This window comes from Salinibacter altiplanensis, assembly GCF_002894645.1.
Taxonomy (GTDB): Bacteria; Bacteroidota; Rhodothermia; order Rhodothermales; family Salinibacteraceae; genus Salinibacter; species Salinibacter altiplanensis.
In genome coordinates this window covers 259,623-273,043 of record NZ_NCQY01000020.1, presented here as the reverse complement: position 1 = coordinate 273,043, position 13,421 = coordinate 259,623, and the positions used below count along the sequence as shown (strand labels likewise).

The following is a 13,421-nucleotide window of genomic DNA, read 5'->3' as shown; positions in this document are numbered from 1 at the left end:
GAGGTCTTTTCGGCTCCGCAGCTAGTTAAGTTCGTACGGAAGGACTGGCTGATGGTTCGGCCTGTGCGCCCCCTACCCAGCGCCGGAGCGCCCCGGTGTCAAGCGGGGACGCCTCGCATGGAGTCGTCCTCAATTCGTTCGGGGCCGGTGGACGCCGCCCGGGCCGCTCCCTACATTGTGCGCCGTCATGGTTTTTACACGTGAGAAACTGGCCTCGTCCCCTTTCCATGAACGGCTTCTCCTCCATGCAACGCATCCTCACCGCCGTCCTGCTCCTTCTCGCTGGCCCCGCCCTCGCATTCGCCCAGGCGCCCGAAATTGACCGCATCGACCCGCCCTTCTGGTGGGTCAACATGGAACGGTCGACCGTGGAGCTGATGGTCTACGGCGAGAATCTCGCCACGACGCGGGTGGAGATTGGGGATCACCCCGGCGTAACGCTGGACCGGGTGACGGAGGTCGACAATCCGAACTATCTCTTCGTTCGCCTCCGCATCGCCGACACGGCCACGCCCGGCACGGTCCCGCTCCACTTCCGGCACGACGCGGGGACGCTCACCCGCGACTTTGAGCTCCGCCCCCGGCGCACCGACCCGTACGCCCAGGGCTTCTCCAGCGAGGACGTGATCTACCTGCTCATGCCGGACCGGTTCGCGAACGGCGCCCCCGAGAACGACTCCATTCCGGGCTTCCTGGAGGGGGTGGACCGCTCCGACCCCGACGCGCGTCACGGGGGCGACTTTGCCGGCATCCGCGAACACCTCGACTACATCGACGACCTGGGGATGACGGCTCTCTGGATGACGCCCATCTTTGAGAACGACATGCCCCCCGACTACGGGGCCTACCACGGCTACGCGGCCACCGACATGTACCGGGTGGACCCGCGCTTCGGAAGCAACGACGCGTTCCGGCGGCTCGTAGAGGACGCCCACGAGCGGGACCTGAAGGTGATCATGGACATGATCCACAACCACATCGGCGCCCGGCACTGGTGGATGGACGACCCGCCCACGAGCAACTGGGTCCACGACTTCGACACACACGGCACTACGAACCACGAGGGGGCCGCCGTCATCGACCCGTACGCCTCGGCGCGCGACCGGGCACAGCTCACGGACGCCTGGTTCGTGCCATCGATGCCCGACCTCAACCAGGACAACGACCTGCTCGCCACCTACCTCATCCAGAACACGCTCTGGTGGATCGAGTCGACCGGCATCGACGGCATCCGGATGGACACCTACTTCTACGCCGACAAGGCATACATGACGCGCTGGACGTCAGCGGTGCGGGAGGAGTACCCGGACTTCAACATCGTGGGCGAGAGCTGGGTGCCCACCGTGTCCCACGAGGCCTACTGGCAAGACGACTTCCCGGCCTCCCCCGACGGCTACGACTCGGACCTGCCGAGCGTCACAGACTTTCCACTAAGCTTCGCGATGCGGGACGCCTTCGCTCCCGATGGGGACATCCACGACCTCTACCGGACGCTGACACAGGATCACGTGTACCCCGATCCGAACAAGCTCGTCACCTTCCTCGACAACCACGACCTCGACCGGTTTTTCTCCGTCGTGGACGCGGACGAGAACGCCTTCCGGCTAGCGTACACGTTCCTGATGACCACGCGCGGGATCCCGCAGGTCTACTACGCCACGGAGCTGATGCAGCCGATGCTGGACGTGCAGGGCGACGGCGCCAAGCGGGCCGACATGCCCGGCGGCTGGCCCGGCGACTCGCGGAGCGTATTTACCGAGGAGGGCCGCACCGCCCGCGAAAATGAGGCCCACACCTTCGTGACGAATCTCACGACGTGGCGCGAGAGCGCGGACGTCGTGCACCACGGCACGCTTACCCACTTCATTCCGCAGGACAACACCTACGTCTATTTCCGCCACGACGCCGACGACACGGTGATGGTGGTCCTCAACAACGCGGAGGCGCCGCGCACCCTCGACCTTGATCGGTTTGCGGAGCGCATCCAGGACCACACGGCGGGCCGGGACGTGATCAGTGGGGACACCGTAGCCCTCGGCGACTCCCTCACGGTGCCCGCCCGAACCCCGATGGTGTTGGAGCTTCGGGAGTGATGCACTTTCGCCTGGGCGACGCTACACCTCGTGCCGCGTCCACACGACGAGGCTCATGCCCCGTTCCAGAACCTCCGACAGGTGCGGGCCCTCGGCGTCGTCGGCCAGGGCGTGGTCCACAAACTGCTCGATCTCATCGTGCGTCCGGCGCGCCTCCTCCACCAGCTCCTCCGAGATCTCCGGGTAGAGGCTCAGCAGATGTTGGTGCATGGCCTGGGCGAGGCGCTCGGCGCGGCGCATCTTCATGAGCAGGTCGAAGTGGCGCACGGCGTGCGGCAGGGGATCTTCGTCACGCTGTTCAAGGGGCACGCGACTCAGGGCCATTTCCATGAGCAGGTCCATGAGCGTCTGCCCGGCATTTTGGAGACGGGCGACCGCCTGATCGATGGGGGCCTGCGCCGACGGGTCGCGGCCCGCCCGGCGCTGGACCGCCGACTCGTGAAGGGTTGCGGCGGTCGACAGGCTGGCCAGCAGTGTCATGGACTCCAGCACGGCGGCGGCGTCGGGGGGGAGGTCACTGCTCATGGAAAAAACGGGGGAAGGAATGACGGAAAGCACGACGTATGGGGGTTCCGTAGGGACGTGATGCACGAGAACGCCCCATCACGCCTCACAGCCCTACACCTCCAGGTACCGCACGAACTCGTCGACCAGCTCTTCCAGCTCTCCGTCTTCCTCCCCGAAGGCCGCCACGACGTGGTAGTCGTGGTGCTCCAGGACGTGCCGGACGCGGGCAGTGTCCTTCACGTTGAGCTTGAGCGTGACGCGGATGTCGTCCGTCGAGTTCTCCGGCAGTTCCGAGGCCACGGCCAGCACCTTCGCCTCGTTTTGCTCAATGACGTGGATGAGCTTGGAAAGAGCGTAGTCCCGGGCGTCGACCTCCAGGGCCAGGATGGCCCCTTGCTGGCGAGTCGACAGCATCTGTGCAAACTGGTCAAAGATGTCGTGCCGGCGGAGCAGCCCCAGGTACTGCCCCTCCGAGTCGGCCACCGGCACGGTGCTGAGGTCGTGCTCCACCATCGCACGCGCCGCATCGAAGATGTGCGCGTCCGGGGGCACGCTCACGGGCCGCCCGATGAGTAGCGACTCGATTGATGCGTCGGGCCCCTCCGCGTCCATGAGACGCGTCTCGGCAATCACGCCGACCAGCCGCCCGTCGTCGCCTACGACCGGCAGGTGGCGCACGTGGTGCTCCATGAGCAGTCCCAGGGCCTCCTCCACCGGGTCGGAGCTCTGGAGGGCGGGGGTCGCGGAATGGATGGCCTCTCGTACTTTCATGGCGTCGGAGACTTGGAGAAAGGGATGCACAGCAGAGGAAACGGACGCGGGGGCAGCGGTCTGTTTTCCCACAATTGTCGTGCCGAACCCGTCGTTCTACCCAGGCCGCAGGGCGCCCAGCACCAGAAGGGCCTCGGCCGATCAGGCATTCGGGACCGGTTCTTCCTCCCCGGCCGGCCGGAGCGCCCCGAGGGAATCCAGCATCGCCCGAAGACGCGAGTCGTTACGCGGGGCCGCGCGGAAGTGAATGCACGCCACGGCCTGTGCCCCCTTCACCTCTCCGTTTAGCGATTCCAGGCCTCCGTTCTCGGCGTACGCGTAGTCCTCCGTGATCACGTCGCCGAGACGGTGCACCTGCGCGATGGCCTCGGGCTCGCTCACCGGGATGTACGCCATCCGCTCCACGTAGTCCCGCTCGATGAGGCCGAGGAGATCGTCCCTCAACGTGTCCAGGCCGATGCCGCGGAGGGCCGACGCAAATACTGCGTCCGGGTGGTTGCGCCGGAGGCGGCGGAGCAGGGTTCGGTCCTCCAGTGCGTCGATCTTGTTAAACACCACAAGCGTCGGCTTGTCGCGGGCATCCAGCTCGCCCAAGGTTTCGGCCACCACCCGCATCTGCTCCTCGTAGTTCGGGTGCGTAACGTCCACCACGTGAACAAGCACATCACTCTCGCGCACCTCGTCGAGCGTGCTTCTGAAGCTCTCGATGAGGCGGTGAGGGAGTTTTCGGATGAACCCGACCGTATCGGACATCAGCACCTCCTTGTTCGAGTCCAACTCGACGGTGCGGGTGGTCGCATCGAGCGTGGCAAAGAGGCGGTCTTCGGCCTCAAGATCCTCGTCGGCCAGGGCATTGAGAAGGGTGGACTTGCCCGCGTTCGTGTAGCCGACCAGCGAAGCCGTGGTATATCCTTCGCGTCCCTTGCGCTGGGTCGTGCGCTGCTGGTCAATCTCGGCGAGCTTCTCGCGCAGCTTCGCCATGCGCTTGTCAATGATGCGGCGGTCCATCTCGATCTGCTTTTCGCCGGGCCCCTTGGTCCCGATCCCCCCCTCCTGCCGCGAGAGGTGGGTCCATCGCCGCGTGAGACGGGAGCGAAGATAGCCGAGCTGCGCGAGCTCAACCTGTGTTTTTGCGGCTCGGGTCTGCGCCCGACTGGCAAAGATGTCGAGGATAAGCCCCGTTCGGTCGAGCAGCTTGCAGTCGATGTTCTTTTCGATGTTCTTGACCTGAACGGGCGACAGCTCGTCGTCGAAGATCACTAGGTCGGAGTCCCGCGCCTCCGTAAGGCGCGCCAGCTCCTGCACCTTTCCGGAGCCAATGAATGTGGCCGGGTTTGGGCTGTTCAGCGACTGCGTCAGGCGGTCGGTCACGTCAGCCCCAGCCGTGCGCGCGAGGTGCTCCAACTCGTCGAGATGATCCCGCACTTCCCAGCGCGATTCCTGCGGCGTGATGACCCCGACGATGATGGCCGTTTCGGCGTCTTCGGTTTTGTGCTCAGGGGTAAACAATGCGGCAGAGGCGACTTTCTGGGGGAAGAATGCGCGCGAGGGACTTGCAGACACCGGGAGCACCGGTGCCTAGTTCAATTGAATTCCACACAGTCATATCTGTCCTGGCGTCCGGTTGTTGCACACAGGCCGCAGGGAGAACACAATTTTCTTGACCCTCCGCTCCCCGGAAGAGGTGGGAGACGACCACGGCCGGCCTCGTGGCCGGCACGCCCCCCCCCGGGATTACGACGACGCCGTCTCGGGCACCCACTGACTGGCGACGAGCATCTCTGCCGCGAGGAAGACCAGTGCCAGAAGCAAAAACACGTTCCAGAGCTCCGTGCCTGCCCGCCGAGTGCGGAGGGTCTCTTCGAGGTCGTCGGTCTCTGCCGCGGCTAGCGCCCGTACCGACGCCCCCGTCGCGGTTCGCAGCCGTTCCGAGGCGTCTTCCGGGGACGCTGCCCGGAGGTTCGACTCGGCCGGGTTGACGTTCACGGCCACCCGCCGCACCCGCGTCGAGCCCGCCTGCACGTCATAGAGCCCCGGTGTTGTCAGTGTGGTCCCCACTTGCACAAGCGTCGCCCCAAAGAGGGTGCGCTGCTCGGGGGTGACCTCGACCCCGTCCGGGCCTTCGAGGCGAACCGATGCCTCGGGAGGGACGCCCCTCACGCGCAGTTCGGTCGGGCGGCCGGCCCCCAATTGCTCGCCCGCGACGGAGGGGGTCGCGGAGAGGTAGTAGACCGACCGGTAGAGGAGCGGCACGAAGAGCCCACGAACAGGCAGGTCGCTCCACGCCCGGGTGGGCGCCACGGCAGTTAGGAGCAATCGCCCCCCTCCATGGCGCACCTCATGGAGGAACGGGCGGCCGTTGGACAGCTCGATGAGGGTCTGCCCCGACCGACCCGAGGGACGGATGTTCATAATGTAGTAGAGGTCCGGCTGCTCCACGGACGCCTCTTCCCGGCGCCGTTTCTGGAAAATGTTCTCGAAGAGCGGATGCTGCAGGTCCACCTGCTCGAACGAGGCCACAGTCTGATCCCCCGACAAGGCGCCGCTAAACCCCCGGAACGACCCGGCGTTGAGGCCTCCGAGCAGGGCATTGTAGTCCTCCGGGCGGGCCTGGGCGTTCGGGAAGAGGAGCAGGCCGCCCCCCCGGTCCACGAAGCGGGTGAGGGCCTCTACCTCTCCGCTCGACAGGGACCGAGGCCCGGCGAGGAGCACCGCGTCGTAGCGCCCCAGCTCCGCGGAGGCCAACTCACGCTCGTCGATTGCGGTGGTACGGAACGCAATCCGGTCCGCCACCATCTCGGACGAGAGGGCAAGGTCAAGGTAGCGCGTGTCCTGACCCTCCCCCCGCACCATCAGCACGCGCCGTTCCTCCGGTACGTGCAGGGCAAAGTGATGCCGGTCGTCCACTGGCACGGCATCGTCTTCCGTCACCACCGCCCCGTCCAGCCAGCCCCGCGTCTGGGGCGTAACTGTGAAGGAGACCGTCGTCTCCAGGCCCGGCTCCAGCGTTGCCGTGGCCTGGGCCACCCGGTCGCCCGCGAGATAGACACTCGCCACGTAGTCGTCGAGCGGATCGGGGCCGTGGTTGGTAAGGGTGGCCTCCAGCTGCACCGGCTGGTCGACCTCCACGATGCGACTGGTAACCGTGACGTCCGAGACGCTGACATTGGACTGACTTCGCGTCTCGACGGGCAGCAATTGCACCTGCACCCCGTCGGGCACCTCCACCGCGACCGAGTCGCCGAGGGTACTGGCCTGCAGGTCGCTCACCACGGAGACGACCGCCTGGGGCGCGTCCGCCTGACTCGCTGCGTCGGCCGCCTGTCCCACGGCCGCCGCGAGCGAGGAGGCCCCGGCCCGCGGCTCCAGCTCCGCGAGCGACTGCCGCACGACGCCCGTGTTCGTCGTCGGCTCCAGCCGCCGCGCCCCGCTCCGCGCCGTCGGCCAGAGGAGCGCCTCGTCGCCCTCTTCCACCGTCCCCAACACGCCCTGCGCCTTCTGAACGGCCCGATCGAAGTACGTCCCGCCCCGGCCCTCCGCCGACATCGAGAGCGAGTTGTCGACGACGACCGCGTGGGCAGTGGGCGCCGATGCCCCCACGCCGCCAAGCTCACTCGTGAGCGTGGGCTGGGCGAACGCCATCCCCAGACTGGCAATGGCCAGCATGCGCAGGGCAAGCAACAGCCACTCTTTGATGCGGACCCGCTGTACTGCCGATGCCTGCAGCTCTTTTACGAACGCCAGCGAGCTAAACTCGACGGTGCGCGGCTGGCGCAGGTTGAAGAAGTGCAGAAACAGCGGCACCGCCACCGCCGCCATCGCGAGGAGCGCAAAGGGGTTGATGAACGACACGGATCACGACCGTTGGGCGCGAGCGACGACGCGATTGGGATCTGCTGCTACCGCCCGTTTGGCCCCGTCGTTCCACGTTGTCTTCACGTAGACACGCCGGGCCGCCCACGGAGGACCGCCCGGCACTGTGCTGGCACAACCGACCTGGCAGCGTCCGCAACTCTCGTCCCCCTACGGAAGGAGTACCGTGTCGATGCCGTGGATCACCCCGTTGTCAACCTCCACATTCGGCGTCGTCACGCTGGCTCCCTCATCGTTCGGGTTGACCGTGACCTCGTCCCCGCTCCGGACGACCGTGACGTCTGAGCCTTCCAGCGTGGGCACGGAGGTCTCAGACTCCGGCACATCGGCCGCCAGGAAAACGCTGTCGAGGACGTGGTGCTGCAGAATATCGCCGGCGTTTGAGGGAATTTCGCCCGCCTCGATCTCGCCGCTGCCATCGCTGTCGAGGGCTCCCAGAAGAGCCTCGTTCGTCGGGGCAAAAATGGTACGCCCGTCATTCGCCCCGGCTTCTCGGAGGGCATTCGCCAAGCCGGCCTCCTTTACCAGCCGCGCAAAGATCGTGAACCGCGGCGTGAGTGTTGTCCGGTCCACGGCATCCGCCAGGAAGCCATCGACCACGTGCACGACGCCGTTCTGCGCACTCGCGTCGGGATTCGTCACAATTGCTCTGTTTACCTTCAAGGTATCAGCACCCTGGTTGTCCTCGTCGACGATTCGAAAAGAAAGTCCCTTTCCCGATAGGGGACTCAGTGCGTTGTCGTTTTCTGCCAAGGTTCGGAGCGCGGCCTCCTCATTTATCTCGTCCACGACATGATGCCGCACGACCTTCTCGACAACCTGCCGGTTCAGCGACGGGTCAATGGCCGGCGAAAAGGCATCATTGGTCGGGGCAAATACGGTGAAAGGACCGTCCGTGTCCAGTGTCTCGACAAGGCCAGCCTCAGCCGTAGCTCCTTCGAGGGAACTCAATGCCGGCACCTCCTGAACGTACCCCGCAATCGTGGGGGACTGCCTCGTCGAATCGTCCAGGTCCTGATCGACGAAGGCGTCACACCCCATCGTGACGAGGGCAAAGGCGAGCAGGCCGAGGCCGAGGCGGCCCCATCGGCGAAGAGACGTAGCAACGTCAATCATGTGAGGACAAGGTGTTCGGTTCGAGGAGGGGTGAGGCATTTCCATCCGGGGCAGCGAGGCCGGGGGGTCGCCTCCGGCCCCGCCGACGCAACTAGAGGGAGATCGTGAGCCGGCTGTAGACGAAGCGGCCGTTGAAGCCTATCGGGTGGGCCCGGTTGTACGGCAGAATGATGTCGAACGTCCCCTTCTGCGGGTCGAGGTCCGGGTAGTTGTCGAAGAGGTTGCGTGCCCCGACGGCGAGGCTGACCTGATCGTCAAACATGTTGTACCCAAGCTCGCCCCCGAAGACGTATTCCGGATCGAGCGTAAACTCGTCGTCGGCATCATCGTCCGCGTTCAGCAGCTCGCCGTAGCGGGCGCCGCGGAGCGTGAGGTCCACCGGGCCGGCCGTGAGGGAGGCCGTCAGCTTCGTCGTCGTTTCGGGCAGTGCACCGTCCGTCAACGCCCGCTGGTCGTCCGGGGCCAGAATCACCGTGCTGAAGTCCTCATTCAGCGTCGTCGGGTTGCGCGGACCGCCTGTGATCTCGGTGTCCGTCCAGTTGAACGCGCCGCGAAGCTGCAGTTGCACCCCATCTGCGAGGAGCGCCGAGAACTTGGAGGTGACGTCAATGCCCTCCGTGTTCGTGTCGATGGCGTTTGAGAAGAAGCTGGCGGACTCGGCGCCCGTGTTGTTTTCACGGAGAACCTGGTTGATGGCCTCCTCCCCTGGCGATCCCGGCTCGCCAAGGTCTCCCGAGAGGGTAATCCGGTCATCGATCTGGATGTTGAAGTAATCGACCGAGACCTGAAACCGCTCGATGGGCTTGATGACAACGCCGCCGCTGAAGTTGACGGACCGCTCCTCGTCGAGGTCCGGGATGCCCAGCGCATTCCCAATGTCGCTGTTGATGCGGAAGATGCCGGTCTGTACGGGCTGGTTGTCGATGAATGTCGTGGACACCTTCGAGAAGAACTTCTGCGCCTGGTTCGGCGCCCGGTATCCCGTCTGGGCCGTCCCGCGGAAGGCCAACTGCGAGATCGGCTCGAAGCGCAGCGCAACCTTTCCGTTGACGGTCGACCCGAAGTCGCTGTAATTCTCAACCCGCCCGGCCACGTTCAGCTGGAGCGGGTCGATGAGGTCGGTCTGCAGGTCCACGTACGCCCCCACGTTGGTGCGCGTCTCGTCGACCTCCTGCGAGGGGCGGAAGCCCGGAAAGACCTGGGCCCCCGGGGCAGGCACGCCCCCATTCTGGTTGATTTGCCAGGGCGCGTCCTCCGTAAAACCCGCCCAGGAGGCCTCCTCTCCGGCTTCGAGCTCGTACGTGTCGGCGCGGAAGAGGGCCCCGGCCGCCACGTTCAGCGGCGACGCAAGGCCCACCTCGTACCCGCGATCCACATCCAGTTGCACGACGGTCTTCTGAAGCTGCACAGACCCCGCGTAGAACTCTGTTTGGTTTCCCCCCTGCGTAGGGCCAAAGCTGGCGTTGAGGGTATTGGTAATGTTGTACTGAAAGTAGTTAAATCCAGTCTGGGCGCTCAGGTCGTAGTTCCATTCGTCGAGCACTCCCCGAAGCCCCACGACCACCGAGCCATCGTTGATCGGGTTCTCGAAGTTCGGGAGGAAGCCCTCCGGGTAGATCTGAGGCCAGTTGCCATCGTCGGTGCCCTCCCGGTAGAAGCCCTGTCCCTTTCCCTTCCGGTAGCTGTAGCCCCCAAACGCATAGATTTCGGTGGGCTGGTCGGCGTTGAGATCGGAGATGGGGTACGCCCCATTCGCCCAGAACAGCAGGTTCTCCGACCGCCCATCCCCCCAGTGGAAGGCCGGCTGCTCCACCGAATTGTTCTTGTCGACAATGTCAAACAGTCCGTCCTCGTCCGGGCCCGCGATCTCATCTCCGCCCTGCCCGGCAGGCCCCAGGTTGAAGTCCGCCGGACCGGCCCGGTTGGTCGGCGTCCGAAGGCGGTACTCGCCGAAGAAGTTCAGGAATCCGCCGTCGTCTCCCAGCTCTACGCCGAAGGACGGGCGGACACTGTAGGTGGTCCCATCGTTCGAATAGGGGTTTGTCACATACCCTCCGATCCGAGTTTCCACCGTCGGGTCCAGGGGCTCGTCCTTGAGGCGCAGGTTCGCCACACCCGCAATGGCGTCAGACCCGTACTGCGACGACGCACCGTCCCGCAGCACCTCGATCCGTTCGATGGCATTGGACGGGATGGCGTTCAGGTCGATCGGACTGGACCCCCCTGAGACCCCGGCCCCCAGCCGGTTGACAAGGGCCGACTTGTGGCGACGCTTCCCATTCACGAGAACGAGCGTCTGGTCCGGGCTCAGCCCCCGCAAGGTAAAAGAGCGAAGTGCGTCCATCCCGTCGGAGAGCGTGTTCTGCGGAAAGTTGACCGACGGTGCACTCTGCTGAAGAATCCGGCCGGTCTCGAAGGCCCCGGAGGTCTGGATTTCTTCCGTCCCGTACACGTCTACCGGAGTGGCCATGTCCTCGGCGGCCATGTCGCGGGCCCGCGACCCAACGGTGACGGTCACGCCTTCTCCCTGCAAGGGAGCCCGCTCAAGCACAAATCGCCCCTGCGCCGTCGTGCCCGCCTCCAGCGCAAACTCCCGCTCGACGGTCTCGTACCCGACGAAGGTCACACGAACCGTGTAGGAGCCCGGCTCAATGTCCGTGATCGTGTAGGAGCCATTGGGCCCGGTCGCCGTGCCGTAGTCCGAATCCACGAACACGACGTTGGCCCCAGGCAGCGGATTCTCGCTCGGCCCTACGACACGTCCGGACAGGGTGGCGGCCTGCTGGGCGTGCGCCGGCGCCCCCGCAACGAGGCCCCACGCAAAACTGACAACCAGGAGGATAGAAGCGTAGCGTATCGTCATAGGGGGATGAGGGAGCGTCGATGAAGACAAGCGAATTCTTTCCCTACTGGACTGCCTTCTCCAAAGTCCGAGAGAAGGGGGACTCATAAGATGGTCCACATTATATAGTCCCAGGCATCATTACTGTCAATGTTCTGGAAACGACACTTCGAAGATGCAGAAACGATACAACCCGAAAATGTATGAAATTACGAAAAACAGACATTACGATCTCCACTCACTGTCGTCCATTTCGCGAAATGCCCGGCGGCAAGAGTTCGGAGGGGAATGGCTTCGCCCGCAGTGAGGCCTCCACGCTCAGCTACCGCTTCATCGCTAGGGTCACGCCGTCGGCCAGTGGGAGCATGCTCAGGTCCACCCGTTCATCGTCGTGAATCTTCTCATTGAGGCGCTGGATGGCCCGCACGCTTTCGTCCTCCACGTCCGGGTCGGCGACCTGCCCGTTGCGAAACACATTGTCGAGGGCAATAACGCCACCGGGCCGCAGCAGCCGAAGCGATTGCTCGTAGTAGGTGTCGTAGCTCGCCTTGTCCGCATCGATGAACGAGAAGTCGAAGGTCCCATCCTGCCCATCGTCGATCAGCGCCGTGAGGGTCTCCTCGGCGGGCGCGATGCGAAGATCGATGCGGTCGGCCACGTCTGCTTCCTCCCAGTATTGGCGTGCAACCGTCGTGTACGCCTCGCTCACGTCGCAGGCGACGAGCGTGCCCGTCGGGGGCAGGGTCGACGCCACGGCGAGCGCGCTGTAGCCGGTAAAAACGCCGACCTCAATCGTGCGGCGCGGCGCGATCAACCGGACGAGGAACTGCAGGAACTGTCCCTGCTCCGGAGCGACCTGCATGTTCGACTTCGGATGCTCGGCCGTCTCCGCCCGGAGGCGCTGCATCACCTCGGGCTCGCGGAGGGACGTGGACAGGAGATACTCGTGCAGTTCGTCCGTCAGGCCAATCGACTGAGTAGACATTGTGGGAGGCATGGACAGTGGGAAGAAAGCGCGTTGCCCGCATGAGGGACCAGGGGCAACGTTCCCTGTCATCTGACCCCCGAGAGCACGTGCGCACACGGAATCCACCGTCACAACAGGACCGGCATCGGCTTGCTTACCCCGGTCGGTCGCGCACTGTGGGCGACGAATCACGAGTCGGTGCGGAATTGGTCGAGCCAGGCATCGGTTTTGGGGTGCTGGGCAAACGTGGTCACGGCACTCTCGATGGTTTTTCGGCTCGCCTGCCCCGCCAGCTCGTCCGAGACGGTGGCGTAGAGGGCCTCCAGGAGGTGGAGCGGCGTCTTCTTCGTCGCGTCCGCCATGTCCCGGAATCCCTGTTCTCTCGCCGCGTCGAGGAGGTCGGACCAGGCGCGATCAAGCACGCGGTGCAGTCCCGCCTCGGTCGCCATCTCGTCGGCCTCCGCGACGCCGCGTTCGCGGAGCAGCGCCCGGGACGCCCGGTTGGTTTCCGGCCCCGTGAGGCCGTCCACCGTCACAGGGCGATCGAACAAATGGGTCAGTGCCATCTGCCAGTACGTGACCCGCGACTCGTGGGCCGCCACAAACCCCGGCTCTCCCCGACCGGAGACGTGGAAGTGATCCTGATGGGCAGCATCAAATTTGTAGTTGAGCACGGTTCCGAAGTGCTTTCGGAGCACCGCTTCGACGGCGAGGTAGAAGGCCCGGTCGCTCGGGTACCGGTTCGCGACGAACGCCTTGTCGGCCCAGAAAATGCCGTCGATGTCGAACGCCCGCCCGGCCCCGTGCATGCCACCCTTGTCCACGTAGGCCCCGGCCGAGGTGAGGACCTCCGCCGGCCCGAGCGGACAGACGGCCCAGAGCTCTTCGACGGCCGCATGCAGGGTGTCCTCGAAAGGCTCTGTGGAGTGAAAGGTGTAGGCGATGCCGCGGGTCCCGTACCCGGCGTTCGGGGCACGGTCGTAGTGAACGGGCACGCCTGCAAGCTCATCGAACGCGTTCTCGGGTTCGGGCATGGCGACGGGCGAGCGCCTGTACAAACTGACATGGGCGAACGGACCATTGACCTCGCGCCCCGTAGACACAGACAGCGGCTCTTTCATAACGTCTGTACCGTCGGGGGCACCCGGTCGTCGCGGGAGGGGGCACACCGCGCGAACGTGACGCAGTGCCCCAGGTACAACCATTCTCATCCGTACCCGGCTGCTCTCAGCCCCTGGCGCCCCCAACCGCG

Annotated in this window: 9 protein-coding genes; 1 reads left to right on the top strand and 8 read right to left on the bottom strand. The window is 65.1% G+C overall.

Annotation, left to right across the window (positions count from 1 at the left end):
• Nucleotides 1–245: 245 nt before the first annotated feature.
• Nucleotides 246–2,093: a glycoside hydrolase family 13 protein gene (locus tag B7R93_RS08695; RefSeq protein WP_103020640.1), complete on the top strand. Its 1,848-nt coding sequence runs from the start codon at nucleotides 246–248 to the stop codon at nucleotides 2,091–2,093.
• 21 nt (nucleotides 2,094–2,114) lie between these two features.
• Here the strand turns inward: B7R93_RS08695 and B7R93_RS08690 are convergent, their stop codons facing one another.
• From B7R93_RS08690 to B7R93_RS08655, 8 genes are all read right to left on the bottom strand, one after another.
• Nucleotides 2,115–2,618 carry a hypothetical protein gene (locus B7R93_RS08690; RefSeq protein WP_103020639.1) on the bottom strand — a complete coding sequence of 168 codons (504 nt, stop codon included), beginning with the start codon at nucleotides 2,616–2,618 and terminating at the stop codon, nucleotides 2,115–2,117.
• 93 nt (nucleotides 2,619–2,711) lie between these two features.
• Nucleotides 2,712–3,371: a CBS domain-containing protein gene (locus B7R93_RS08685; protein WP_103020638.1), complete on the bottom strand. Its 660-nt coding sequence runs from the start codon at nucleotides 3,369–3,371 to the stop codon at nucleotides 2,712–2,714.
• A 141-nt stretch (nucleotides 3,372–3,512) separates the two neighbouring features.
• A complete protein-coding gene (hflX, locus tag B7R93_RS08680; RefSeq protein WP_103020387.1) occupies nucleotides 3,513–4,880 on the bottom strand; it encodes a GTPase HflX in 1,368 nt (455 codons plus the stop codon).
• 225 nt (nucleotides 4,881–5,105) lie between these two features.
• Nucleotides 5,106–7,223 (bottom strand): BatA domain-containing protein, encoded by a 2,118-nt coding sequence (locus B7R93_RS08675; RefSeq protein WP_232798218.1) that lies wholly within the window; start codon nucleotides 7,221–7,223, stop codon nucleotides 5,106–5,108.
• 171 nt (nucleotides 7,224–7,394) lie between these two features.
• A complete protein-coding gene (locus tag B7R93_RS08670; protein ID WP_198598629.1) occupies nucleotides 7,395–8,360 on the bottom strand; it encodes a fasciclin domain-containing protein in 966 nt (321 codons plus the stop codon).
• A 91-nt stretch (nucleotides 8,361–8,451) separates the two neighbouring features.
• Entirely contained in the window at nucleotides 8,452–11,223 is a 2,772-nt protein-coding gene (locus B7R93_RS08665) for a TonB-dependent receptor (RefSeq protein ID WP_198598628.1), read from the bottom strand.
• A 301-nt stretch (nucleotides 11,224–11,524) separates the two neighbouring features.
• Nucleotides 11,525–12,187, bottom strand: a complete 663-nt coding sequence (locus tag B7R93_RS08660; RefSeq protein WP_103020384.1) for an O-methyltransferase — start codon at nucleotides 12,185–12,187, stop codon at nucleotides 11,525–11,527.
• A gap of 170 nt (nucleotides 12,188–12,357) precedes the next feature.
• A complete protein-coding gene (locus B7R93_RS08655) occupies nucleotides 12,358–13,203 on the bottom strand; it encodes an extensin family protein (RefSeq protein WP_103020383.1) in 846 nt (281 codons plus the stop codon).
• Nucleotides 13,204–13,421 lie beyond the last annotated feature (218 nt).

Excerpts from the sequence above, each read along its gene's own strand:
- B7R93_RS08670 (WP_198598629.1), bottom strand. The coding sequence starts at position 8,360 with ATGATTGACGTTGCTACGTCTCTTCGCCGATGGGGCCGCCTCGGCCTC.
- B7R93_RS08690 (WP_103020639.1), bottom strand. The coding sequence starts at position 2,618 with ATGAGCAGTGACCTCCCCCCCGACGCCGCCGCCGTGCTGGAGTCCATG.
- B7R93_RS08665 (WP_198598628.1), bottom strand. The coding sequence starts at position 11,223 with ATGACGATACGCTACGCTTCTATCCTCCTGGTTGTCAGTTTTGCGTGG.
- B7R93_RS08685 (WP_103020638.1), bottom strand. The coding sequence starts at position 3,371 with ATGAAAGTACGAGAGGCCATCCATTCCGCGACCCCCGCCCTCCAGAGC.
- B7R93_RS08655 (WP_103020383.1), bottom strand. The coding sequence starts at position 13,203 with ATGCCCGAACCCGAGAACGCGTTCGATGAGCTTGCAGGCGTGCCCGTT.
- B7R93_RS08660 (WP_103020384.1), bottom strand. The coding sequence starts at position 12,187 with ATGTCTACTCAGTCGATTGGCCTGACGGACGAACTGCACGAGTATCTC.
- B7R93_RS08695 (WP_103020640.1), top strand. The coding sequence starts at position 246 with ATGCAACGCATCCTCACCGCCGTCCTGCTCCTTCTCGCTGGCCCCGCC.